The following is a 23,750-nucleotide window of genomic DNA, read 5'->3' as shown; positions in this document are numbered from 1 at the left end:
GATGAGCACGTACCGGGACTTCACGCTCGCCCACCGGGGCTCGGCGCGGGGCACCGTCCTGCGGACCGTCGGGACCCGTGAGCGCCGGTCGCACCTGACCGCCCCGCGCGTCCCCACCGTCGGCATCGACATCGGCGGCACCAAGGTGATGGCCGGCGTCGTGGACGCCGACGGCATCATCCTGGAGAAGATCCGCGCCGAGACGCCGGACAAGTCCAAGAGCGCCAAGGTCGTCGAGGACACCATCGTGGAGCTGGTGCTCGACCTCTCCGACCGCCACGACGTGCACGCCGTCGGCATCGGCGCGGCGGGCTGGGTGGACGCGGACCGCTCGCGCGTGCTCTTCGCGCCCCACCTCGCCTGGCGCGACGAGCCGCTGCGCGACGCACTCCAGTCCCGCCTCGCGGTCCCGGTCATGGTCGACAACGATGCCAACACCGCGGCCTGGGCCGAATGGCGCTTCGGAGCCGGTCGGGGCGAGGACCACCTGGTCATGATCACGCTCGGTACGGGCATCGGCGGGGCCATTCTCGAAGGCGGCCAGGTCAAGCGCGGCCGGTACGGGGTGGCGGGCGAGTTCGGCCATATGCAGGTCGTCCCGGGCGGCCACCGCTGCCCCTGCGGCAACCGCGGCTGCTGGGAGCAGTACAGCTCCGGCAACGCCCTGGTCCGCGAGGCCCGCGAGCTGGCCGCGGCCGACTCCCCGGTCGCGTACAACATCATCGCCAGGGTCGGCGGGAACGTCCACGAGATCACCGGCCCGCTCATCACCGAGCTGGCCCGCGAGGGCGATGCCATGTGCGTCGAGCTGCTCCAGGACATCGGCCAGTGGCTCGGCGTCGGCATCGCCAATCTCGCCGCCGCCCTCGACCCCTCCTGCTTCGTCATCGGCGGCGGCGTCAGCGCCGCCGACGACCTGCTGATCGGCCCCGCCCGGGACGCCTTCCGCCGGCACCTCACCGGCCGCGGCTACCGGCCGGAGGCCCGGATCGCCAAGGCCGAGCTCGGCCCCGAAGCGGGCATGGTCGGCGCCGCCGACCTCGCCCGGCTCGTCGCCCGGCGCTTCCGCCGCGCCACCCGCAGGCGGGTCGAGCGGTACGAGCGGTACGCGCAGCTCGGCTGGCGCGGCGCCACCGGCTCGGGCGGCGGCTTGGGCAGCGCCACCGGCCCCGAGGACCAGGAAAAGAAGTGACCCCACCCTCCCCGCCCCACCAGCCCGCCGACGGCGACGGCGCGCCCCGTCCCGCCGAGAACCGCAGGCGCGTCGTACGGCGCCGCTGGATCACCGCGATCATCATCCTGCTGCTGGTCGGCGTCCCCGCGGGCTACCTCGCGATCTCCGCCCAGCAGAGCCGCCAGAGCGGCCGGGACAAGGCGGCCAAGGTCGGGGCGACCAAGGTGCGTCCCGGCTGGCCCTCCAAGGTGCAGCGCAGCATCTACGAGGTGCCCATCCCGCCGGGGGCCTGGCGGGTCGGGTTCCTGGAGACCAACAACTGGCGCACGAGCCGGCTGTTCGCCCAGTTCGCGGTCACCCCGCAGGACCTCGACGCCTTCCTGGCCTCCGCCGGCACCAGCCGCGACGCGCTGACCCCGGGCGTGGCGATCTCCCCGCACGACGCCGAGGTCGCCGGCTGGAGCTGGAGCCCCAAGGCCTCGTGGCACGGCGTCACCCTGGAGCAGCCGAACCCACGCCCCACCCGGGACATCACGGTCGACCTCACGGACACCACCCACCCCAAGGTGTACGTGGTCTCCACCACCACCCCTTAGGCCCTGTCCGGGCGATCTCCCCCAGCTACCGCTGGGAGGGGCCCCCGGGTTGTCGGAGCGCGCGAGTACGGCCACGTACGAGCTGCGCCCCTTCGCCTTGCGATGCACCGCACCAGACAACGCGGCCTGATCCACGAAGACCGCCAGGACAGGACCTGGGGCGTGTCTTTCGGATCTTGCCGGGCCCGCGTTGCCCGGCGCCGCACCTCCCCGCGTTGTCGGGGCTTCCAGGTACGTCCAGTACGAGGCAAGCTCCTCCGCCTTGGGATGCACGGCACCGGACAACGCGGGCTCGGCCGACAAGATCCGAAAGACACGCCCTAGTCCCGCGGGCTCCCGCGTCCACCGCTAGCCTGGGATCATGAAGTTCACCAAGCGGCTGCATTCCTGCGTCCAGCTGGAGAAGGACGGACGCACGCTGGTCATCGACCCCGGCGCCTTCAGCGAACCGGACGCGGGACGGGGGGCGGACGCGCTGCTCGTCACGCACGAGCACCCCGACCACTTCGAGGAGGGCCGGCTGCGGGCGGCCCTCGACGCGAACCCGGCGGCCGCCCTGTGGACCCTGCGCAGCGTGGCCCAGCGCCTCGCCCCGGCCTATCCGGGCCGCGTGCACACCGTCGGCCACGGCGACGCCTTCAACGCCGCCGGTTTCGACGTCCAGGTGCACGGCGAACTGCACGCCGTGATCCACCCCGACATCCCGCGCGTCACGAACGTCGGCTACCTCGTGGACGGTTCGCTCTTCCACCCCGGCGACGCGCTGACCGTCCCCGGGACGCCCGTCGACACCCTGATGCTTCCGGTGCACGCGCCCTGGAACAAGATCGCCGAGGTGGTCGACTACCTCCGCGAGGTCAAGCCGCGCCGCGCGATCGACATCCACGACGCCTACCTCGCCGACCTGGCCCGGCCGGTCTACGACTCGGCCCTGGACGCCCTGGGCGGCACCGACCACGGCCGGCTGACCGCCGGGCAGAGCACCGAGCTGTGACCGTCGGTGCCGGGCGGTAGGTTGGGACGCATGCGTATCGCCACGTACAACGTCAATTCGATCACCGCCCGGCTGCCGCGCCTGCTGGCCTGGCTGGAGAGCTCCGGTACGGATGTCCTGTGCATCCAGGAGACCAAGTGCTCCGCGGAGCAGTTCCCGCACGCGCAGCTGCGCGAGCTGGGGTACGAGTCGGCGGTCAATGCCGACGGCCGGTGGAACGGCGTGGCGGTGGTCTCCCGGGTCGGCCTGGAGGACGTGGCCCCGGGGCTGCCCGGCGGACCGGACTACGAGGGCGTCCAGGAGCCCCGCGCGATCTCCGCCACCTGCGGCGGCGTGCGGGTCTGGTCGGTGTACGTGCCCAACGGCCGCGAGGTCGCGCACGACCACTACGGCTACAAGCTGAAGTGGCTCCAGGCCCTGACCGCGGCCGTCGCCGAGGACGCGGCCGGCCCCCGCCCCTTCGCGGTGCTCGGCGACTTCAATGTGGCCCCGACCGACGAGGACGTCTGGGACCCGGCCGTCTTCGAGGGCGCCACCCACGTCACCCCGGCCGAGCGGGCGGCCCTGGAGGCGCTGCGGACCGCCGGTCTGTCCGATGTGCCGCCGCGTGCGCTCAAGTACGACCGCGCCTACACCTTCTGGGACTACCGGATGCTCGCTTTCCCGAAGAACAGGGGCATGCGCATCGACCTGGTGCTCGCCAACGCGCCGTTCGGGAAGGCCGTCACCGACGCCTACGTGGACCGCGAGGAGCGCAAGGGCAAGGGCGCCTCCGACCACGCGCCGGTCGTCGTGGACCTGGACCTGGACCCCGATCCGGCCCGGTAGTCCCGGGCTGCGCGGGGCCCGGCCGCGTCCGCCGATCGATGCGCGCCCTGTGGCCAGGTGCCGGTCCTGGTGCGAGGCTGGGCAGTATGAACATCCCTTTCCTGGACAAGTGGCTGAACCGGCACGAGGCGGAACAGGGTGCGGGGCTCGCGGCCGCTCTCGCGCATGACCCCGAGGGCATCGCCGAGTTGTTCTCGGAATGCCAGATGCTGCGCGACCAGGCGAGGGCGGCCGGTCTCGAACTCGACCAGAGTCCAGCCTCGTTGGAGGCGCTCGACCAGCTGATGCCCCGCTGGCGCGGGGACCCGGAGGCCGTTCCCTGGCTCGGCAACGACGCGGGCTGCTACCTCGGGACCGTGATCCTGCGGACCGTCCCGGGAGCCGGCTGGCAGGTCTGGCCGAACGGCCAGCCGGTGATCCGGCTGGCCTCCGGCCGGGAGCTGAACGTGGTCGAGTCGGGGGTGTCCTGGGCGATGACCGGTTCCCCCGAGCTCAGCCAGGTGTACGCCGAGGCTTCCGAGGGCTGACGGCACGCTCGGGCCTGGGCGGTACGGGCGAGTACGGCGGTCTTTATGCCACTTTTAGGCGTGTCGCGGCGAAGTGCCCTTCCTGGCTGGATAGTTTGCGCTGACCTCGATAACCGAGAACTGGGCAGGGCAGCGCATGGCCGTCGATCCTCTGATCGAGCTGCGGGACGTCAACAAGCACTTCGGGCAGTTGCATGTCCTCCAGGACATCAACCTCACCGTCGGCCGCGGGGAGGTGGTGGTGGTCGTCGGCCCCTCCGGCTCCGGGAAATCCACCCTGTGCCGGGCGGTCAACCGGCTGGAGACCATCGAGTCCGGCACGATCCTGATCGACGGGCAGCCGCTGCCCGACGAGGGCAAGGAACTGGCCCACCTGCGCGCCGAGGTCGGGATGGTTTTCCAGTCCTTCAACCTCTTCGCGCACAAGACCGTCCTCGCCAATGTCTCGCTGGCGCAGATCAAGGTCCGAAAACGCGGCAGGGAGGAAGCGGACAAGCGCTCCCGTGAACTCCTGGACCGGGTCGGCCTCGCCGACCAGGCCGAGAAGTTCCCCGCACAGCTCTCCGGCGGCCAGCAGCAGCGCGTCGCCATCGCCCGCGCCCTCGCCATGAACCCCAAGGCACTCCTCTTCGACGAGCCCACCTCGGCGCTCGACCCGGAGATGATCAATGAGGTGCTGGAGGTCATGCAGCAGCTCGCGCGAGAGGGCATGACGATGGTCGTGGTCACCCACGAGATGGGCTTCGCCCGCTCCGCCGCCAACCGCGTCGTGTTCATGGCCGACGGCAGGATCGTGGAGGACCGGACCCCGGAGCAGTTCTTCACCGCGCCCGAGAGCGAGCGGGCCAGGGACTTCCTCTCCAAGATCCTGAAGCACTGAGGGGGCCGGCCGATGATTCAGATCCGCGCACTGGCCCTCGCCCTCCTCCTGCTCGCGGGCACCGGGGCGGCAACCGGCTGCGGCAGGCCCGGCAGCCCTCCGGTCAAAGGGCCGCAACCCGAGGACCTGCCCTCGTACGAGGTCGCGACTGGCTTCCAGCTGCCCGATTCGCCCACCTGGCGCAAGGCCAAGCGCCGCGGCCATCTGGTGGTGGGCGCCAAGGAGGACCAGCCGTACCTGGGGGAGAAGGACCCCGCCACCGGCAGCTACTCCGGCTTCGACATCGAGATCGCCAAGATGATGGCGGCCTCGCTGGGCTTTGAGCCCCAGACGACCGCATTCACGACGATCGCCTCCGCCAACCGCGAGACGGCCCTGCAGAACGGCCAGATCGACTACTACGTCGGCACCTACACGATCAACGACAACCGCAAGAAGCAGGTGGGCTTCGCCGGGCCCTACTACATGGCCGGCCAGTCCCTGCTGGTCCGCCAGGACGAGGACATCAAGGGCCCCGGCGACCTGGCGGGCAAGAAGGTCTGCTCGGCCGCGGGCTCCACCCCTTTCCAGCGCCTCCAAAGAGACTTCCCGCAGGCCGTTCTCATCGCTTACGACACCTACTCCGTCTGCGTCGACAACCTGCTGACCTACCAGGTCGACGCCGTCTCCACCGACGACTCCATCCTCCTGGGCTACGCGGCCAAGGTCCCCGACGAGCTCAAGGTCGTCGGTCAGCCCTTCTCCAAGGAGCCCTACGGCATCGGAGTCCCGCGCGAAGACAACGCCCTGCGCTTCGCCCTCGACGACGCCCTGGAAGCACAGGAGAAGAACGGCAACTGGAAGAAGGCCTACGAGGCCACCCTGGGCCTGTCCGGCGTGCCCGCCCCGACGCCGCCCCCCATCGACCGCTATCCGGCGAACTGAGAGGAGAGGGCCCCGCCATGGACGTACTCACCGACAACTTCTCGCTCTACGGGAAGGGTTTTCTCGGCACCGTCGAACTGACCGTCTACGCCTCCCTGCTGGCCCTGGCCCTCGGCTTCGTCATGGCCTCCTTCCGCGTCGCTCCTGTCGGCTCCTTCCGCGTCTTCGGCACGGTCTGGGTCGCCGTGCTCCGCAACACCCCGCTCACCCTGCTCTTCTTCGCCGTCCTGCTCGGCCTGCCGCGCTTCGGCCTGGTCCTGCCCTTCCAGCTCTTCGCCGTCCTCGCGCTCGGCTGCTACACCTCCGCCTTCATCTGCGAAGCACTGCGCTCGGGCATCAACACCGTGCCCAAGGGCCAGGGCGAAGCGGCCCGCAGCCTCGGCATGTCCTTCACGCAGACCCTCGGCACGGTGGTCCTCCCGCAGGCCTTCCGCTCCGTGATCCCGCCCATCGGCTCGACCCTGATCGCGCTCGCCAAGAACTCGGCGATCGCCGGCGCCTTCAGCGTCACCGAGCTGCTCGGCACCTACAAGACCCTCAACGAGCTGGGCTACAGCATCGTCTGGACCTTCGTCTGGATCGCCGTCGGCTATCTGATCATCACCCTGACCATCAGCGCGCTCTTCAACGTGCTGGAAATGCGCTGGGGAGTCGCCCGATGACCGCGCACGCGCTCCAGGGGGACACGCAGTCCACCGCCCTCTACGACCTCCCCGGCCCGCGGGCCCGGCGCCGGCACGTCCTCTACGGCATCGCCGCGACGCTGGTGATCCTCGCCCTGCTCGGCTGGATCCTCCACCTGCTCTTCGACACCGAGCAGTTCACCGCTGCCAAGTGGCGCCCCTTCGCGTACACGGGCATCCAGGAACTGCTGCTCACGGGACTCGGCAACACCCTCAAGGCCTTCGCGTACGCCTCGGTGCTCTCGCTTCTGCTCGGCGCGGTGCTCGCCACCGGCCGGCTCTCGGTCCACCGGCCGGTGCGCTGGCTGGCCACCCTGTGCGTGGAGTTCTTCCGCGCCATGCCGGTGCTGGTGATGATCTTCTTCATCTTCGTCGCGCTGAAGGTCCAGCCGCTGCCCGCGCTGGTGGCGGGGCTGACCCTCTACAACGGCTCGGTGCTCGCCGAGGTCTTCCGGTCCGGCATCAACTCCGTGGAACGGGGGCAGCGCGAAGCGGCGTACGCACTGGGCATGCGCAAGACACAGGTGATGACCTACGTCCTCGCCCCGCAGGCGGTCCGGGCGATGCTGCCCACGATCATCAGCCAGCTGGTCGTGGCGCTGAAGGACACCTCGCTCGGTTTCCTCATCACCTACGAGGAGTTCCTGCACGCGGGCAAGCTGATCGCCTCCGACCTCGACTACGACCTGCCCTTCATCCCCGTCGTCCTGATCATCTCCCCAATCTACATCGGGATGTGCATGCTGCTCTCGTGGTTCGCCACGTGGGTGGCCGAGCGGGAGCGGCGCAGCCTCAAGACCAAGGCGGTGGAGGTCGCCCCGCCCGAACCGGGCCCGGTGCTGCCGGGCCACCGGTAGCCCCGGAGAGCCACCCCGCCCGGCAGCAGCCGCAGATCACTGCTCGCGCAGAGGTACCGAGACGTACGAGGGATCGGTGCGCGGTGAGGAGAAGGTCAGCTGTGCGCCGGACGGGTTGTGCTCGATGTAGAGGGGGTCGACGGTGTCGATGACCAGGGCCAGCCGGTGGCCCTGCGGGACGTCGTAGGCCGTGGAGAACAGGTCCAGGTCCACGCCGAACGCCTCGCCGGGGGTACGGCCGTGGAAGGTGTACGGGGCGTTGCTGACCAGCTTGCCGATGCCGAGCGGGCCGACGTCGTAGAGGTACGCGACGAAGGTGCCGTCCGCCTTCGTGGGCGTGACGGTGGTGTGCAGCCGGGCCGTGCCCCGGATGCGGCGGGCCTCCTCGTAGCGCGGCGACTGCCAGACGGCGGCGAAGGAACGGGGCAGGAGCGGGATGGAGGCCACCGGGGGCGCCTTCACGAACTGGTCGAGGACACTGGAGAGGAAGACGATGCCGCCGTTCGCCCCGGAGTCGACATTGGCGAAGAGGTGTTCGCTGTCGGAGAGCGCGAGCCGCTCGCTGCCGCCGGAACCGACCGACTTCCAGTCGCGGTACTCCTCGTAGCCCTCGGCGCTGCGGGACTTGATCTGGACCGGGGCCTCGGTGTCGACGCCGTTGCGCTCGCCCTTGAGGTAGCGGTCGAACCAGCGGTGGGCGTTGGTCCAGGTGTCGTTGGGCAGCCCGAGCAGGCCGGTGGCCTCGGCGGTGGCGTGGTCGCCGGGGCGCAGTTCCAGGCGCTTGGGGCCGGTCAGCTTCTCGAAGAAGCCGGCGTACTGGTTGGGCGGGAAGATGGTGTCGCCCCAGGCGTTGCCGAGCATGATGGCGGGGCCGTTGGCATTGATCCGGTCCACCTTCTCGACGGCGGAGCGCTTCCGGCCCCAATCGATCATCGCCTGCTCCTTGTCCAGCCGGGAGCCGAGGAAGTCGCTGAGGATGGTCTGGAGTTCGGGACCGGGACGGCCGGTGAGATGGCCGGCGATTCCGAGCACCCCGGCGGCCTGGAGGTGCTGGGTGCGGCCGGAGTAGATGGACTCGATGAGGTCGGCCCAGCCGCTCAGCGCGACCACGGCCTTGATCCGGGGATCGTGCGCCGAGGCCAGCAGGCTGATGCCGGCGCCGTACGAGACCCCGCCGAGGCCGATGCGGCCGGGGTCGGCGGGGGAGTGGGCGAGGGCCCAGTCGATGACGGCGGACACGTCGGCGATGTCCGGCGGACCGGCCACCTCGATCTCGCCGCCGGAGAGCCAGAAGCCGCGGGAGGTGTAACTGACCACGACGTAACCGGAGTCGGCGAGTCTCTTGGCTTGCGCGATGTATTCGATCTGCGGCATGCCCCAACTGGTGGGCAGCACGATCAGGGGGTACTTCTGATCCGCGCGGGCGCTGGCCGGGGTGAAGACGTTGCCCTTGAGGGTGATACCGCCGGAGCCCGGAATGTCGTGGAAGCGCAGTTCGGGTGAGGCGTCGGAGGCCGGGGCCGGGGTGGTGGCGGGCGCCGCCTGGGCCTGGTGGGGGGCCAGGCCCAGGGCGGCTGCCGCCAGCAGGGCCGCTACGGCCCCCGCGGTGGTGGTGCGTTGCATGGGTGCTCCTCGCGTACGCCGGATCGTCAAAGTGACCCGACGGTAACGGGAGGGGCTTACTGCGGGTAACCCATCAGTAGGTTACGCGGTGGTAACAATTGAACAAGAGTCAAGTCGGGGTGGGCTGCGCGGCCGGTGGGGCTTGTGTGGTCGGTGCGGTCCGCGTGGCCTGTGTGGTCGGCCTGGTCGGCCTGGTCGGCCTGGTCGGCCTGGTCGGCATGGTCGGCATGGTGGGCCTGGTGTGCATGGTGGGCATGGTGGGCGTGGTGGGCGTGATGGAGTCTGCCGCGGTCAGCCGTTCTGCGGAGCGCCGGCCAGGGCGCTCTTGGCCTTCCACTCGTCCCACGACAGGTTCCACTCGCCGTAGCCGTTGCCGAGCTCCGCCTCGCCCTTGGAGCCGCTGCCCACCACCTCGAAGGGGTCGCCGACCTGGACCTGTGCGTAGAAGGACGCGGCATCGGCGTCACTCATGCCCACACAGCCCGAACTGGTGTTGGCCCTGCCGAAGTTGCCCGCGTTCCACGGCGCCGCGTGCACGTACATCCCCGACCAGGTCAGCCGCATCGAGTAGTCGACCATCTTGTCGTAGGCGTCGGCCAGGCCCACCGTCCGGGAGTCCATCCGGATGGTGCCCTCCTTCGACATCAGCACCAGCTTCCCGGACCAGGAGGCCTTCTGGCCGCCCGGTGTGCCGGCCGAGACCGGGATCGTCTTGACGACCTGGCCCCCCTCGGTCACCGTCATCTTCTTGGTGTCGAGGCTGACCTCCATCCGGCGGTCCTTGCCTATCGTGAAGCCGGTTTCGTAGTCGCGGGCGAAGAGGCCGCCGCCCTGGCCGGAGTCCACGCCGTTCAGCTTCATCTCGACCTTGACCTCGGTCCCCGGCTTCCAGTACTCCTTCGGTCGCCAGTCCACGCGGTCGTTGCCCGAGTAGTCCTTGAACCAGCCCCAGGAACCTTCGGTGTTGTCGGATGCGGTGACCTTCAGCTGCTTCTCCACCTCGGCCTTGTTCTTCACCGGGTTGTCGAAGACGAGCGAGACGGGCATGGCCACGCCCACCGTGCTGCCCTTGGGCAGATTGATCGAGACCTTGTTCACCTTGTCGGCGGCGCCGGTCTTGAACTGCGCCTTGGCGCTCTGGCCGTCGGTGTTCTGGGCCTCGACCGTGTATTCGGTGGCCGGCGGGGCGTTGCGCTCGGAGGCCCAGGTCTTGCCGTCGTCGGATATCTTCCCGGCCAGCTCACCGCCCTTGGCGTCGGTGACCTTCACCTGGGAGAGCTTGCCGTCGGCGATCGTCAGCTTGACCGGCTCGCCGGCCTTCACCTGATCACCCGTGAGGTTCACGGCTATCGCCATGTCCGGCTTCTGCTTCAGCTCCGCCTTGCCGGTCCCGCCTCCCGTGCCGCCCCCGCCCGAACAGGCGGTCAGCGCGGCGGCCAGAAGTGCGGTGCCGGCCATGGCGGCATGACGAGCGGTGCGGCGTGTGCGGCTCAAGGAAACCCCTCCGAAGTAACGAACGTCCGGAGAGTGAGACCGGGTGGAACGCCTCCCGGTTGCGAGTTCCAGGCAAAAAGTCGGTATTTTCCCGGCATCCGAACCGGGTCAGTGGCCCGTCAGCGCGCAGCTCGGGCCGGCCCGGGCCCCACCACCCTTCCGGACGGCCTGCCCCTGCCGGTCCCGGACGGCGTCGACGGGCTCACACGACCGCCGGCGCGGGGGTCCGGGCCTGCTGGGTGACGTCCGCCACCAGCTCGGTCACGTCCGGGCCGTAGGCATCGGAGTTGATCACCTTGAGTACCAGGCAGAAGGAGTCCCGGCCGTACGTGCGGGCCAGCCGATCGTGATGCCTGGCGAGATAACGGGCCGCGGCCTGGTTGCTGTTGGCGGTCTGACCCGACAGCAGGAAGACCGGACGCGTCCCGTGACCCGTCGCCAGCCGCGCCAGCAGCACGTACTCGGCCTTGCCCGGCTCCCAGCGGTACGTCTCCCCGCCGACGTGGATCGCCCCGCGGTCCGGGCCGGGCTCGGTGCTGACGTCGACCCGCACCCCGGGCAGCATGGAGAGCAGGTGCGCCGCCGTACGGACGTTGGAGACGGGTCCGCCGACACAGAACTCGGCGCGCTCACCGAAGCCCTGCCGCGCCCGGTCGTGCGGGACGATCTGCACCGTCGCCCCGCAGTCCTTGATCAGGGCGGATATCTCCAGGAGCGCGAAGGCGTCGTTGCGGTGCACCGAGCCCTCCGTGCCGCCCATTTGCCGGTTCACCACGAAAAGGCAGTCGGAGCCGGTCGGCAGGCCGAAGAAGGCCTGCTTGCGGCGCAGCGTGCGCCGCCACAGGTAGGTCCGGGTGAACCAGCCGAAACCGCCGCTGACGGCAGTGGCTATCACCCCGAGCACGATGTTGCGCACGTCGTCGTCCATGCGGCGGATCGTAGCCCGCGGCATGCCCTCGTGACGCGGGGTGTGCGGTGCCCCCGCGGCCCAAATGGCTTTACAGTGCCCAGCCTAGGCATGGCCACGCCACGGCCGGCCGTCGACTGGAGGTACGGATGCTTCGTCCCCCCGCACGTCAGTTGGTCCTCGTCGCCCTCGCCGGAGCCCTCGTGTCCACCGGCGCGGCCGCCCCGCCGTCGGCGCCCCCCACCCCGCCCAAGGTCCCGGTGGCGGCCGGCTACGGCGGAGCCGTCGCCAGCGTCGACGCCGACGCCTCCGCGGCCGGCATCGCCGTCCTGCGCTCGGGCGGCAACGCCGTGGACGCGGCGATCGCCACCGCCGCCGCGCTCGGGGTCACCGAGCCGTACTCGGCGGGCATCGGCGGAGGCGGCTACTTCGTCCACTACGACGCGAAGTCCCGCCGGGTACACACCATCGACGGCCGCGAGACCGCCCCGGCGACGGCCACCTCCACGCTGTTCCAGGAGAACGGCGCCCCCATCCCCTTCCCGGAGGGCCAGACCAGCGGCCTCGGCGTCGGTGTCCCCGGCACCCCGGCCACCTGGAAGAGCGCCCTCGACGCCTGGGGCACCCGCCCACTGCGCCAGCTGCTGAAGCCCGCGGAGAAACTGGCCCGTGACGGCTTCACCGTCGACAGCACCTTCCGGGCGCAGACCCAGGCCAACGAGGCCCGCTTCAGGGACTTCCCGGACACCGCCGAGCTCTTCCTGCCCGGCGGGGCCCTGCCGGTGGTCGGCTCCACCTTCAAGAACCCCGATCTGGCGGCGACCTACGCGGAGCTCGCCCGCAAGGGCACCGGCGCGCTCTACCGGGGCCCGATCGCCGAGGACATCGTCCGGACCGTCCGCACGCCCCCGGTCGATCCGGCCGCCACCCGGATCGTGCGGCCCGGTGACATGACCACCGGTGACCTGCGCGCGTACGAGACCAAGTGGCAGGCCCCGACCCGCGTCGGCTACCGGGGCCTGGACGTCTACAGCATGGCGCCCTCCTCCTCCGGGGGCACCACCGTCGGGGAGGCGCTGAACATCCTGGAGCGCACCGATCTCGCGAAGCTCTCCGAGGCGCAGTACCTGCACCGCTTCATCGAGGCCTCGCGGATCTCCTTCGCCGACCGGGGCCGCTGGGTCGGCGACCCGGCCGCCGAGGACGTGCCGACGCGGGAACTGCTCTCGCAGGAGTACGCCGATTCACGCGCCTGCCTCATCGAGCCGGACCGGGCGCTGACCAGCCCGCTGCCGCCCGGCGACCCGCGCCGCCCCGCGCCCTGCGCCTCCGGCGGGCAGGCCGCTCCGACGACGTACGAAGGGGAGAACACCACGCACCTGACGGTGGCCGACCGCTGGGGCAACGTCGTCTCCTACACGCTGACCATCGAGTCCACCGGCGGCAGCGCGATCACCGTCCCCGGCCGCGGCTTCCTGCTCAACAACGAACTGACCGACTTCTCCTTCGCCCCGGCCGCACCGGGCGTCCCGGACCCGAACCTGCCCGGCCCCGGCAAGCGGCCGCGCTCCTCGATGGCCCCGACCATCGTGCTGGAGCACGGGCGGCCGGTGCTGGCGGTCGGCTCCCCGGGCGGCGCCACCATCATCACCACCGTCCTGCAGACCCTGACCGGCCACCTGGACCGGGGACTGCCGCTGGTCGACGCGATCGCCGCGCCGCGGGCCAGCCAGCGCAACCAGAGCACGACGGAGCTGGAGCCGGGGTTGTGGAACAGCCCGCTGCGCGCGGAACTGGAGGCCATCGGCCACGGTTTCCGGCAGAACCCGGAGATCGGCGCCGCCACGGGCGTACAGCGGCTGCCGGACGGCCGCTGGCTGGCGGCCGCCGAGAAGAGCAGGCGGGGCGGCGGCTCGGCGATGGTGGTGCGCCCGCACGGCCGGCCGTAGGAAGCGGGGGCCCGTACCTCGGGACTCCGACAAGGCCGTCAGGACCCTCGGCCCGTCGGCGGTGATGGCGACCGTGTGCTCCGCGTGCGCGGCGCGGCTGCCGTCCGCCGTCCGCAGGGTCCAGCCGTCCGCATCGCAGGTGTAGTCGTCCGTACCGCCCGCGGTGAGCATCGGCTCGATCGCGAGGACCATGCCGGGGCGCAGCTTCATGCCGCGTCCCGGCCGGCCCTCATTGGGCACGCCCGGGTCCTCGTGCATGGTGCGGCCCACACCGTGGCCGCCGAAACCGTCGGGAATGCCGTACCCGGCGGCGCGGCACACCGTACCGACGGCGTGGGCGATGTCTCACCCCCGCCGAGCGCGAGCGCGGCGAGCGCCTGGGCGCGCTGCTCCGCGAGGCGCGCGGTCCGCGCAGCATGGTCGAGATCGCGGCCGGCGCCGGCCTCTCCGCCGAAACCCTCCGCAAGATCGAGACCGGTCGGGCGCCCACCCCCGCCTTCTTCACCGTGGCCGCCCTCGCCGAGGTGCTCGGGCTCTCCCTCGACGAGGTGGTGAAGCGCTGCGCCCTCGCCCCCGTCTGACGGCCGACCGGCTGCCGCGGCGCGGGTGCGCGCCCTAGGCTCGGGCTATGGATCTCCAGGAGCTCGGCAGAGCGCGGTACGTCAGTCTCACCACCTTCCGCAAGGACGGCACCCCCGTCCCCACCCCGGTCTGGGCGGTGGCCGACGGTGGTGAGCTCTACGTATGGACGCGCAGCGATGCGTGGAAGGTCAAGCGCATCCGCAACAACGGGCGGGTCACCCTCACCGCATGCGATGTGCGCGGACGCGTCGAGGACGGGGCGCCCGTGCTGGAGGGCCGGGCGCGGCTGCTGGACGACGCGGGGCTGCGGCGCGTGCGGAAACTGATGTCGCGCAAGTACACGTGGCAGTTCTGGGCGGTGGACGTGCCCGCCGCCTTGGTGCGCCGGGGCAAGCGGCCGCACACCGCGATCGCCGTCAAGGTTTGAGATTCCCGTAGCCCACCCGTAACAAGGATGGGATCCAATGCGGTCATGGAGACCGCGACTTCGCTGGTGATCGGCCAATTCTCGGAATACCTCAGGGATTTGACGCGAAGGCTGGACCCCGGGACGGGCTGGTACGGGGAGTTCCTGCGCCGGGACCCGGAGGGTGTGCGGGCCTGCCTCGACGGGGCCGCGATACCGCCCTGGGACGTGGTGGAGTCACTGCTGTACGACCTCGCGGAAGCGCGGGGCGGGGAGTGCGCGGCGCGGGAGACGGTCTACGCGGCCGAGCTGCGGGCCGCCGCCGTCGCCGCGTGGGACCGGCTGCCGGGCGGCGAGCGGGAACTGCGGAGCCTGCTCGTCGCGGCGGCCGCGCGGCGGGCCGACACGGAGGCGGACCTGCGGAGGCTGACCGCCTCGCTGGGCGCGGACGCCCTGGCGGGGGAGGTCTCCTGGGCCCGGGACGACGCGGCGCGCGCCGCGGCGCGGTACGAGGACCTCGCGGCCCGTCTGGCCGCCCTGCCCGTGGCGCCCCGCCCGCGGCCGTACGCCGGGGTGCCGCCGCAGCGGGCGGTCGAGGAGGAGGCGCCGGAGCGCAGGCCGCGCGGCGCCCGGCGGGCCGGCGGCGCCCGGTACGCGGGCCCGGCCGAGCCGGGAGCCGGATCCGTCGACCGCCCGCACCCCGCCGCCCCACCCCCGACTTCCCAGGAGCCCGCCCTCCCGGCCCCGCGCGGTGCGCGTTTCGGCGGGCTGGAGGGGGAGTGCTCAGGGCTCGCGGAAGCCGCAGGGGAGCGGGGCCGGGAGGGCGGGCTGGAGGGGGTGGCCGCCGCCCTTCCACCCCCGCGCGGCGCCCGCTTCGGCGGGCTGGAGGCGCCGTCAGGCCCCGTGGACTCCGGAGGCGGAGCGGGGCCGGAAGCCGGCCCGTCCGCCGCGCCCGGTGCCCGCCTTGGTCGTCGGGGTGCCAGCGGGGGGCCGGGTCTCGGCGGCGATCGGCCGCAGTCGGGGGCCGAGGGGCGGACCCCGACCGGGTGGCCCGCAGAAGCGGCCCCGTCCGGGCCGCCCGGTGCCCGTTTCGGTCGTCGGGGTGCCAGCGGGGGGCCGGGTCTCGGCGGCGATCGGTCGCAGGCCCCGGCCGGGTGGCCCGCAGGGGCGGCGCCGGGGGACGTCCGTGCGGCCCCCGCCGCGCCCGGCGGGCAGCGGGCGGACGCACCGCCACCCCCGCCCGCGGCAGCGCCTCCGCCCACCCGGGCGGTCGTCGGGCAGTTGCTCGCGCTCCGCGCCCAGGGCCGGACCGGTGAGGCCCACGTCCTGCTGTGCGAGGCGGCGGCGTGGCCCGCCGAGTGGCTGCCCGGGCTCGCCGCCGAGCTGACCCGCGCCGGGCTCGCCGCCGACTGGGCCACCCTGCTCTGGGAGGCCGCCTCGCTCCCGCCGGACCGGCTCGCCGCGGCCGCGGCCGCCCTCGGCGAGTCGGGTCGGGCGGCCGACAGCGAGCGCCTGCTGCGCCAAAGCGTGTCCCGCCCCGCCACCGAGATCGCCGACGCGGCGCTCGCCCTCGGCGCCGCGGGCCGCGCCCGCGAGGCCGACGCCCTGCTGGGCGCCTTCGTCCAGGTCCGCACCGCCGAGGAGGCGGCGCTCCTGGCCCGGCGCGACCCGCGGTGGTTCGCCCCGCGGCTGCTCCGGGCGGCGCGCGCCCTCTCCGCGACGCGCCACCGCGACCTGGTCCACGCCCTCCGCGTGGCTGGCATCGCCGCGGCGTAAACCGCCCGTCTGCTGACCGCAATCGACCACGGGGCGACGTAACGTGATCGACTACTCCAACCGCGCACGGCGGTCTTGCCCCACGGTGTGACGAGGCCTACGTTCTACTCCCTACGCACACCGTCTACGTGCGTAGAACCGGCGTTCCCGTCGCGAGGAGCAGCTCATGGCACAAGTCGTCCGCGCCGCGCTGGTCCAGGCCACCTGGACCGGAGACACCGAGTCGATGATCGCCAAACACGAGGAGCACGCGCGCCGGGCGGCCGCCCAGGGCGCGAAGATCATCGGTTTCCAGGAAGTCTTCAACGCCCCCTACTTCTGCCAGGTCCAGGAGCCCGAGCACTACCGCTGGGCCGAGGCCGTCCCGGACGGCCCGACCGTCCGCCGGATGCAGGAACTCGCCCGCGAGACCGGCATGGTGATCGTCGTACCGGTCTTCGAGCTGGAGAGCGCCGGCTTCTACTACAACACCGCCGCCGTCATCGACGCGGACGGCAGCTACCTGGGCAAGTACCGCAAGCACCACATCCCCCAGGTCAAGGGGTTCTGGGAGAAGTACTACTTCCGCCCGGGCAATCTCGGCTGGCCCGTCTTCGACACCGCCGCCGGCCGGGTCGGCGTCTACATCTGCTACGACCGCCACTTCCCCGAAGGCTGGCGCCAACTGGGACTGGCCGGCGCCCAATTGGTCTACAACCCGTCCGCGACCCACCGCGGCCTCTCGGCCCACCTGTGGCAGCTGGAGCAGCCCGCCTCCGCCGTGGCCAACGAGTACTTCATCGCGGCCATCAACCGGGTCGGGCGGGAGGAATACGGCGACAACGACTTCTACGGCACCAGCTATTTCGTCGATCCGCGCGGCCAGTTCGTGGGTGAGCCCGCCAGCGACAAGGAGGAGGAACTCCTCGTCCGCGACCTCGACTTCGGCCTCATCGAACAGGTCCGCACCCAGTGGGCCTTCTACCGCGACCGCCGCCCCGACGCCTACGGAGGGCTCGTACAGCCGTGACCGACCCGATTGGCCTGCACAGCCGCCACCGGACCGTGATGCCCGACTGGCTCACGCTCTACTACGACCGCCCCATCGAGCTCACCCACGGCGAGGGCCGCCACGTCTGGGACGCCGACGGCAACCGCTACCTCGACTTCTTCGGCGGCATCCTCACCACCATGACCGCCCACGCCCTGCCGGAAGTCACCAAGGCCGTGGCCGACCAGGCCGGGCGGCTCATCCATTCCTCCACCCTGTACCTCAACCGGCCGATGATCGAGCTCGCCGAGCGGGTCGCGGCCCTGTCCGGCATCCCCGACGCCCGGGTCTTCTTCACCACCTCCGGCACCGAGGCCAACGACACGGCGCTGCTCCTCGCGACGACGTACCGCCGCTCCAACCAGATCCTGGCGATGCGCAACAGCTACCACGGCCGGTCCTTCTCCACCGTCTCCGTCACCGGCAACCGGGGCTGGTCCCCGACGAGCCTCTCGCCTCTCCAGACGTACTACGTCCACGGCGCGGTCCGCACCCGCGGCCCCTTCGCGGCGCTCCCCGACGCCGAGTTCACCGCCGCCGCCGTCGCGGACCTGGAAGACGTACTCGGTCAGGCCCGCGGAGAAGTCGCCGCCCTCATCGCCGAGCCGATCCAGGGCGTCGGCGGCTTCACCTCACCGCCCGACGGCCTGTACGGGGCCTTCCGCGAGGTCCTCGACCGGCACGGCATCCTGTGGATCAGCGACGAGGTGCAGACCGGCTGGGGCCGCACCGGCGAACACTTCTGGGGCTGGCAGGCACACGCGCAGAACGGCCCGCCGGACATCCTCACCTTCGCCAAGGGCATCGGCAACGGCATGTCCATCGGCGGAGTGGTGGCCCGCGGCGAGGTGATGAACTGCCTGGACGCGAGCTCCATCTCCACCTTCGGCGGCTCCCCCGTCACCATGGCCGCCGGCGTAGCCAACCTCGCGTACCTGCTGGAGCACGACCTCCAGGGCAACGCCCGGCGCGTCGGCGGACTGCTCCTGCAGCGGCTGCGCGCCGTCGCCGCGGCCGTGCCCGCCGTACGGGAGGTCCGCGGCCGCGGCCTGATGGCCGGCCTCGAACTGACGAAACCGGGCACCGACCAGGCCGACCCGGCCGCGGCCGCCGCCGTACTGGAAGCCGCCCGCGCCGGCGGCCTGCTGCTCGGCAAGGGCGGGGGCCACAACACCAGCGTGCTGCGCGTCGCGCCGCCGCTCTCCCTCACCGTCGCCGAGGCGGAAGAGGGCGCCGAGATCCTCGCTCAGGCCCTGCGCGCCATCGACTGACCCCCGGGAGGAGAGCCATGACCATCCGCACCCTGATCAGCGGCGGACTCGTCGTCACCGCCGCCGACGAAACGCACGCGGACGTCCTGATCGAGGACGGCCGCGTGGCGGCGCTCGCCGCCCACGGATCGGCGGCCGCCGAGGCCTGGACGGCCGACCGTACGATCGACGCGAGCGGGAAGTACGTCATCCCCGGCGGGGTCGACGCCCACACCCACATGGAGCTCCCCTTCGGCGGAACCGCCGCCTCCGACACCTTCGAGACGGGCACCCGGGCCGCCGCCTGGGGCGGCACCACCACCATCGTGGACTTCGCCGTGCAGAGCGTGGGCCAGTCCCTGCGCGCGGGGCTCGACACCTGGTACGACAAGGCCGACGGCCGGTGCGCCATCGACTACGCCTTCCACATGATCCTCTCGGACGTCAACGAGCACACCCTCAAGGAAATGGACGGACTCGTCGAGGAAGGCGTGAGCTCGTTCAAACTGTTCATGGCGTATCCGGGGGTCTTCTACTCGGACGACGGGCAGATCCTGCGCGCCATGCAGCGGGCTTCCGGCAACGGCGGGCTGATCATGATGCACGCCGAGAACGGCATCGCGATCGACGTGCTGGTCGAACAGGCCCTGGCGCGCGGGGAAACCGACCCCCGCCACCACGGCGAGGTCCGCAAAGTCCTCCTCGAAGCGGAGGCCACCCACCGCGCCATCCAGCTCGCCCGCGTCGCCGGCGCCCCGCTCTACGTCGTCCACGTCTCGGCCGAGGAGGCCGTGGCCGAACTGGCCGCGGCCCGCGACAAGGGCCTGCCCGTCTTCGGGGAGACCTGCCCGCAGTACCTCTTCCTGTCCACCGACAACCTCGCGGAGCCGGACTTCCAGGGCGCCAAGTACGTCTGCTCCACCCCGCTGCGCCCGCGCGAGCACCAGGCGGTGCTGTGGCGGGGACTGCGGACCAACGACCTCCAGGTCGTCTCCACCGACCACTGCCCCTTCTGCTTCCGCGGTCAGAAGGAGCTGGGCCGCGGGGACTTCTCCAAGATCCCGAACGGGCTGCCGGGCGTGGAGAACCGGATGGACCTCCTGCACCAGGCCGTCCTGGACGGTCACATCAGCCGCCGCCGCTGGATCGAGATCGCCTGCGCGACCCCGGCCCGGATGTTCGGCCTCTACCCGCAGAAGGGCACCATCGCGCCGGGCTCCGACGCCGACATCGTCCTCTACGATCCGCACGCCGAGCAGGTCATCTCCGCCGAGACCCACCACATGAACGTGGACTACTCGGCGTACGAGGGCAAGCGGATCACCGGACGCGTCGACACCGTGCTCTCCCGCGGCGAACTCGTCATCGAACGGCGCGAGTACACCGGCCGCGCCGGCCACGGGGCCTTCCTGCACCGCTCCACCTGCCAGTACCTGTAAGGAGAGTCCCCGCATGGACTTCGGCCTCGTCCTCCAGACCGACCCACCGGCCTCGCAGGTCGTCAGCCTCATGAAGCGGGCCGAGCGCAACGGTTTCCGCTACGGCTGGACCTTCGACTCCGCCGTCCTGTGGCAGGAACCGTTCGTCATCTACAGCCAGATCCTCGCCAACACGCGGAAACTGCACGTCGGTCCGATGGTCACCAACCCGGGCACCCGCACCTGGGAGGTCACCGCCTCCACCTTCGCCACGCTCAACGACATGTACGGCAACCGCACCGTGTGCGGGATCGGGCGCGGCGACTCGGCGATGCGGGTCGCCGGGCGGGCCCCCAACACCCTGGCCCGCCTGGGCGGGGCCATCGACGTGATCCGGGACCTCGCCGAGGGCCGCGAAGCCGAGGTCGACGGCAAGCCGGTGCGCATCCCCTGGATCCGCGAGGGCCGCCTCCCCGTCTGGATGGCCGCGTACGGGCCCAAGGCCCTCGCCCTCGCCGGGCAGAAGGCCGACGGCTTCATCCTCCAGCTCGCGGACCCGTACCTCACGGAGTGGATGATCAAGTCGGTCCGGGAGGCCGCGGTGGCGGCCGGCCGCGATCCGGCCGCGATCACCATCTGCGTGGCGGCGCCGGCGTACGTGAGCGACGACCTGGCGCACGCCCGCGACCAGTGCCGCTGGTTCGGCGGCATGGTAGGCAACCACGTCGCCGACCTCGTCTCCCGCTACGGCGAGCACTCGGGGATGGTGCCCGAGGAGCTGACCGAGTACATCAAATCCCGCCAGGGCTACGACTACAGCCACCACGGCCGGGCCGGCAACCCCTCCACCGACTTCGTCCCCGACGAGATCGTCGACCGCTTCTGCCTCCTCGGCCCCCCGGAGGCCCACATCACGAAGCTCCGCACCCTACGCGACCTCGGGGTCGACCAGTTCGCGGTCTACGACATGCACGACGCGAAGGAGGCCGTGATCGACGCCTACGGCTCCGACGTCATCCCGCGACTCACCGGATGACGGAGGTGGACGTGGCCGTGCTCGTCGGGCTCCAAGCGTCCGGGAAGTCGACGTTCTACGAGCAGCGCCTGGCCGGCCGCTACCAGTTGGTCAGCAAGGACCGCTTTCCGCGGGGCGCCCGAGACAAGCAGCGGCGGCAGATGCGGCTGCTGGCCGAGGTCCTGGAGGCGGGCGGGTCGGTGGCGGTCGACAACACCAACCCGTCGCCCGAGGAGTGGCGCCCGCTGGTCGAGCTCGCCCACGCACACGGGGCGACGGTGACCGCGTACTGGTTCCCGCCCGACCTGGCGGGCTCGCTGCGGCGCAACGCCGCTCGTGCGGGCCGGGCCCGCGTGCCGGACGTCGGCGTTCTGCGCACGCTGAAGCAGCTGCGCAAGCCCTCGCCGGCGGATGGGTTCGACGCGGTGCGAGAAGTGCGGTTCGACGGCCGGGGCGGCTTCGAGGTGCGGGGCTGAGGGGTACGCAGGCGGTCGGTTGAGGAGGGGGGCCGGGGCGGCGGGTGTTCAAGCGCTGCGCAGGAGGAGCAGGGCGATGTCGTCGGTGTAGGCGCCCTGGGGGAAGGCGTGGTGCACGAGGCTGTCGGCCAGGTCGTCGAGCGGTCGGTCGCCGCTCCTGGTCAGGTGGTCGGCGAGGTCGGCGATGGACCGCGTGATGTCGGCGCCGCGGTGCTCCACGAGGCCGTCGGTGTACAGGGCGAGGAGTGATCCCGGCGGCAGCGGTGCGGTGGTGACCGGATAGACGCCGTCGAGGCCCGGTCCGGGGCCCAGACCGATGCCGAGCAGGGGACCCGGCTCGACGTCGAGTACGCGCGTCTGCGCCGTGGGCGCGGGGCTGCGCAGGAGCGGGGGAGGGTGTCCCGCGCTGGCGAGGTGGAGACGCCGGGCGGCGAGGTCGATGTGGATGTAGAGGCAGGAGACGAACAGGTCGGTTTCGAGGTCCAGCAGGACGCGGTTGGTGCGGGCCAGGACTTCACCGGGCGCCGCGCCGGCGGTGGCGTGGACGGCGGTGCGGACCTGGCCCATGAGGGCGGCGGCGGAGATGTTGTGGCCCTGTACGTCTCCGATGACGGCGGCGGCCGTGGTGTCGCCGAGGCGGATCAGATCGTAGAAGTCCCCGCCGATGTCCATGCCGTGGGCGGCCGGGAGGTACCGGGCGGCGACGGCCAGGTGGGGCAGGTGCGGGAGGGTCACCGGCAGGAGGGCTTGCTGCAGACCGTGGGCGAGGTCGTGCTTGGCGTCGTAGAGGAGTGCGCGGTCCATGGCCTGGGCGATGAGCCCGGCGAGTGAGACGAGGACGGCGCGGTCGCTCGCGCCGAAGGCGTGTGGACGGTCGTAGGACAGGACGCAGCAACCGACACGGCGGTCGGAGACGACCAGGGGCAGGAAGGCCCATGCCTGCTTGGTGCTGAGCACCGGCGCCCGCGGGTAGGCGCGGGCCATTTCGCCGGGGTCGGTGAAGAAGGCGGGGATGCCGGTTTCCAGGACGTGACCGGCGGGGGTGAGATCGGTGTCCAGCGGCAGGCCGTCCAAACGGGCGATGCTGCGAGGGTCGTACCCCCGGTGTCCGAGGATTCTCAGGCGCCCGGCGTCGGTGGCGGAGACCACCATGCTCTGGGCGCTGAAGGCGGGCAGGATCTGGTCGGCCACCACGCTGATCACGTCGGCCACGGTGACGGTCTGGCTCAGGGCGGCCGCCAGGTGGATCAACTGGTGGATCCGCCCCGTGCCGGCACCCTCGGGTGCCGGGCCCAGACGGGCGGTGATGCGCGGCGGCGGGGCGTCGGCAGCGTCTCCATCGCGATGGGAGGTATGGGAGGAGGTGCGGGAGGAGATGAGGACGCTGATGCCGCTGTCGTCGGGGTAGAGCCGGATGTCGAGCCAGTGGTCCGGCGGGCGCGGAGCCGTGTAGGCGACGGCCTCCCGGCTGAGGACCGCCGTGCGGTAGTGGTCCTCGTGGACCGGGTCGTCGAGCCAGGGAACGGCCTGCCACGGCAGGGTGCCCAGGAGGCGGTCGGCACTGCCGCCGAGGAGGAGGGCGGCGGCGTCGTTGAGGTAGGTGATGCGACCCTCCAGGTCGAGGCTGAGCGCGCCCATGGGCAGCCGCTGGAGCAGGTCGGCGGCGGCCAGCCCGCTCTGGGCCGGATCGGGGCCCGGCCCGCGCAGGGGCACGGCACGAGGCGCATCCGGAAGGGTCGAGGGGGCGGGCGACTGGTCCAGTGCCTGGGTGAGGCGGCGGGCGCTGGACAGGATGTGCCCGCGTTCGCGGCGGGTGAGGGACGGCGGGTGGTTCGCGGACCAGACCAGCACCAGCGCCCCCCAACGGCGGGCACCGTGCAGCGGGGCGAAGGCCAACGCGCACTGGTACGGGATTCCGGCGGCGGCGTTCGGATACAGGCGGGCCATGTCCTCCTGCCGGCCCACCCACACCAGACGGTCCTCGCGCACCGCCTCCGACAGGGGGCCGGCGGCCGATACGGCCACCCGCCACCAGGGCGCCGCTGCCACCGCCGGCACCCCGCACACCGCAGCCAGGCCGAGCACCGGCTCGGCCGCCGACAGCAGGTACACGCCCCCCGCGAAGGCCCCCGTACGCCGCACCGTGGCGCTGAGCGCCTCCTCCAGGGACGCTTCGCCACTCGGCCCGCCATAACTCTCATCTGTCACATATCCGACAGTATGCGGAGCCGCTGCCCCGCACCTGGCGTGCCCCACCACACCACGCGTAGCCGTCGCCGATGCCCCGAGGCCGCGCTGTTCCGACGCCGCAGGCGCGCCCGTGCCGCCACCGGCGCCCGTAGCTGTCCGCGATCTCGCGGT

The 23,750-nt window shown here is 71.8% G+C and carries 22 protein-coding genes and 1 pseudogene; 18 read left to right on the top strand and 5 right to left on the bottom strand.

Going from position 1 to position 23,750, the window contains the following annotated elements:
* Nucleotide 1 precedes the first annotated feature (1 nt).
* From ACWDX7_RS20360 to ACWDX7_RS20320, 9 genes are all read left to right on the top strand, one after another.
* Nucleotides 2-1,192 (top strand): ROK family glucokinase, encoded by a 1,191-nt coding sequence (locus ACWDX7_RS20360; RefSeq protein ID WP_451489425.1) that lies wholly within the window; start codon nucleotides 2-4, stop codon nucleotides 1,190-1,192.
* Nucleotides 1,189-1,770, top strand: coding sequence for a hypothetical protein (locus tag ACWDX7_RS20355; RefSeq protein WP_451489426.1), 582 nt, complete (start codon nucleotides 1,189-1,191; stop codon nucleotides 1,768-1,770). The genes ACWDX7_RS20360 and ACWDX7_RS20355 overlap by 4 nt, the downstream gene beginning before the upstream one ends.
* A 361-nt stretch (nucleotides 1,771-2,131) precedes the next feature.
* Entirely contained in the window at nucleotides 2,132-2,764 is a 633-nt protein-coding gene (locus ACWDX7_RS20350) for an MBL fold metallo-hydrolase (RefSeq protein ID WP_451489427.1), read from the top strand.
* A 30-nt stretch (nucleotides 2,765-2,794) separates the two neighbouring features.
* On the top strand, nucleotides 2,795-3,592 hold the full coding sequence (locus ACWDX7_RS20345) for an exodeoxyribonuclease III (protein WP_451489428.1): 798 nt from the start codon (nucleotides 2,795-2,797) through the stop codon (nucleotides 3,590-3,592).
* Nucleotides 3,593-3,678: 86 nt separating this feature from the next.
* Nucleotides 3,679-4,119 (top strand): DUF6278 family protein, encoded by a 441-nt coding sequence (locus tag ACWDX7_RS20340; protein WP_451489429.1) that lies wholly within the window; start codon nucleotides 3,679-3,681, stop codon nucleotides 4,117-4,119.
* Nucleotides 4,120-4,255: 136 nt separating this feature from the next.
* Nucleotides 4,256-4,999 carry an amino acid ABC transporter ATP-binding protein gene (locus ACWDX7_RS20335; protein ID WP_451489430.1) on the top strand — a complete coding sequence of 248 codons (744 nt, stop codon included), beginning with the start codon at nucleotides 4,256-4,258 and terminating at the stop codon, nucleotides 4,997-4,999.
* Between the two features lie 12 nt (nucleotides 5,000-5,011).
* Entirely contained in the window at nucleotides 5,012-5,923 is a 912-nt protein-coding gene (locus tag ACWDX7_RS20330; protein ID WP_451489431.1) for a glutamate ABC transporter substrate-binding protein, read from the top strand.
* Between the two features lie 17 nt (nucleotides 5,924-5,940).
* The gene (locus ACWDX7_RS20325; protein ID WP_451489432.1) at nucleotides 5,941-6,585 is read left to right on the top strand and encodes an amino acid ABC transporter permease; all 645 of its coding nucleotides are present in this window, start codon (nucleotides 5,941-5,943) and stop codon (nucleotides 6,583-6,585) included.
* Entirely contained in the window at nucleotides 6,582-7,463 is an 882-nt protein-coding gene (locus tag ACWDX7_RS20320; protein WP_451489433.1) for an amino acid ABC transporter permease, read from the top strand. The genes ACWDX7_RS20325 and ACWDX7_RS20320 overlap by 4 nt, the downstream gene beginning before the upstream one ends.
* A gap of 36 nt (nucleotides 7,464-7,499) precedes the next feature.
* Here ACWDX7_RS20320 and ACWDX7_RS20315 read toward each other — a convergent pair whose 3' ends face one another.
* The 3 genes from ACWDX7_RS20315 to ACWDX7_RS20305 form a co-directional block, all read right to left on the bottom strand.
* Nucleotides 7,500-9,086: a CocE/NonD family hydrolase gene (locus tag ACWDX7_RS20315; RefSeq protein ID WP_451489434.1), complete on the bottom strand. Its 1,587-nt coding sequence runs from the start codon at nucleotides 9,084-9,086 to the stop codon at nucleotides 7,500-7,502.
* Nucleotides 9,087-9,377: 291 nt separating this feature from the next.
* On the bottom strand, nucleotides 9,378-10,544 hold the full coding sequence (locus tag ACWDX7_RS20310; RefSeq protein WP_451489508.1) for an Ig-like domain-containing protein: 1,167 nt from the start codon (nucleotides 10,542-10,544) through the stop codon (nucleotides 9,378-9,380).
* Nucleotides 10,545-10,782: 238 nt separating this feature from the next.
* Nucleotides 10,783-11,508 (bottom strand): hypothetical protein, encoded by a 726-nt coding sequence (locus ACWDX7_RS20305; protein WP_451489435.1) that lies wholly within the window; start codon nucleotides 11,506-11,508, stop codon nucleotides 10,783-10,785.
* Between the two features lie 128 nt (nucleotides 11,509-11,636).
* Between ACWDX7_RS20305 and ggt the strand changes: the two genes are divergently transcribed.
* Nucleotides 11,637-13,436, top strand: coding sequence for a gamma-glutamyltransferase (gene ggt / locus ACWDX7_RS20300; protein WP_451489436.1), 1,800 nt, complete (start codon nucleotides 11,637-11,639; stop codon nucleotides 13,434-13,436).
* Nucleotides 13,437-13,466: 30 nt separating this feature from the next.
* Here ggt and ACWDX7_RS20295 read toward each other — a convergent pair.
* Nucleotides 13,467-13,781: pseudogene (locus tag ACWDX7_RS20295) on the bottom strand (M24 family metallopeptidase); the annotation flags it as partial.
* Between the two features lie 32 nt (nucleotides 13,782-13,813).
* Between ACWDX7_RS20295 and ACWDX7_RS20290 the strand changes: the two are divergent.
* The 8 genes from ACWDX7_RS20290 (at nucleotide 13,814) to ACWDX7_RS20255 (ending at nucleotide 21,389) form a co-directional block, all read left to right on the top strand.
* Complete coding sequence (locus tag ACWDX7_RS20290) at nucleotides 13,814-14,017, top strand: helix-turn-helix domain-containing protein (protein WP_451489509.1); 204 nt, start codon at nucleotides 13,814-13,816, stop codon at nucleotides 14,015-14,017.
* A gap of 47 nt (nucleotides 14,018-14,064) precedes the next feature.
* Nucleotides 14,065-14,445: a PPOX class F420-dependent oxidoreductase gene (locus ACWDX7_RS20285; RefSeq protein ID WP_451489437.1), complete on the top strand. Its 381-nt coding sequence runs from the start codon at nucleotides 14,065-14,067 to the stop codon at nucleotides 14,443-14,445.
* A gap of 45 nt (nucleotides 14,446-14,490) precedes the next feature.
* The gene (locus ACWDX7_RS20280) at nucleotides 14,491-16,200 is read left to right on the top strand and encodes a hypothetical protein (RefSeq protein WP_451489438.1); all 1,710 of its coding nucleotides are present in this window, start codon (nucleotides 14,491-14,493) and stop codon (nucleotides 16,198-16,200) included.
* Nucleotides 16,201-16,366: 166 nt separating this feature from the next.
* On the top strand, nucleotides 16,367-17,209 hold the full coding sequence (locus ACWDX7_RS20275; RefSeq protein WP_451489439.1) for a nitrilase-related carbon-nitrogen hydrolase: 843 nt from the start codon (nucleotides 16,367-16,369) through the stop codon (nucleotides 17,207-17,209).
* A gap of 38 nt (nucleotides 17,210-17,247) precedes the next feature.
* A complete protein-coding gene (locus ACWDX7_RS20270; protein WP_451489510.1) occupies nucleotides 17,248-18,501 on the top strand; it encodes an aspartate aminotransferase family protein in 1,254 nt (417 codons plus the stop codon).
* 17 nt (nucleotides 18,502-18,518) lie between these two features.
* Nucleotides 18,519-19,919 (top strand): dihydropyrimidinase, encoded by a 1,401-nt coding sequence (hydA, locus tag ACWDX7_RS20265; protein WP_451489440.1) that lies wholly within the window; start codon nucleotides 18,519-18,521, stop codon nucleotides 19,917-19,919.
* A 13-nt stretch (nucleotides 19,920-19,932) separates the two neighbouring features.
* The gene (locus ACWDX7_RS20260; RefSeq protein WP_451489441.1) at nucleotides 19,933-20,934 is read left to right on the top strand and encodes a TIGR03842 family LLM class F420-dependent oxidoreductase; all 1,002 of its coding nucleotides are present in this window, start codon (nucleotides 19,933-19,935) and stop codon (nucleotides 20,932-20,934) included.
* Complete coding sequence (locus tag ACWDX7_RS20255; RefSeq protein ID WP_451489442.1) at nucleotides 20,931-21,389, top strand: AAA family ATPase; 459 nt, start codon at nucleotides 20,931-20,933, stop codon at nucleotides 21,387-21,389. The genes ACWDX7_RS20260 and ACWDX7_RS20255 overlap by 4 nt, the downstream gene beginning before the upstream one ends.
* Before the next feature lie 48 nt (nucleotides 21,390-21,437).
* Here ACWDX7_RS20255 and ACWDX7_RS20250 read toward each other — a convergent pair whose 3' ends face one another.
* A complete protein-coding gene (locus ACWDX7_RS20250; protein ID WP_451489443.1) occupies nucleotides 21,438-23,597 on the bottom strand; it encodes a SpoIIE family protein phosphatase in 2,160 nt (719 codons plus the stop codon).
* Nucleotides 23,598-23,750 lie beyond the last annotated feature (153 nt).

The sequence above is a fragment of the Streptomyces sp. NPDC003034 genome (assembly GCF_053591375.1).
The sequence above is the reverse complement of the archived record's forward strand: the minus strand, read 5'-3'. Positions and strand labels throughout refer to the sequence as shown.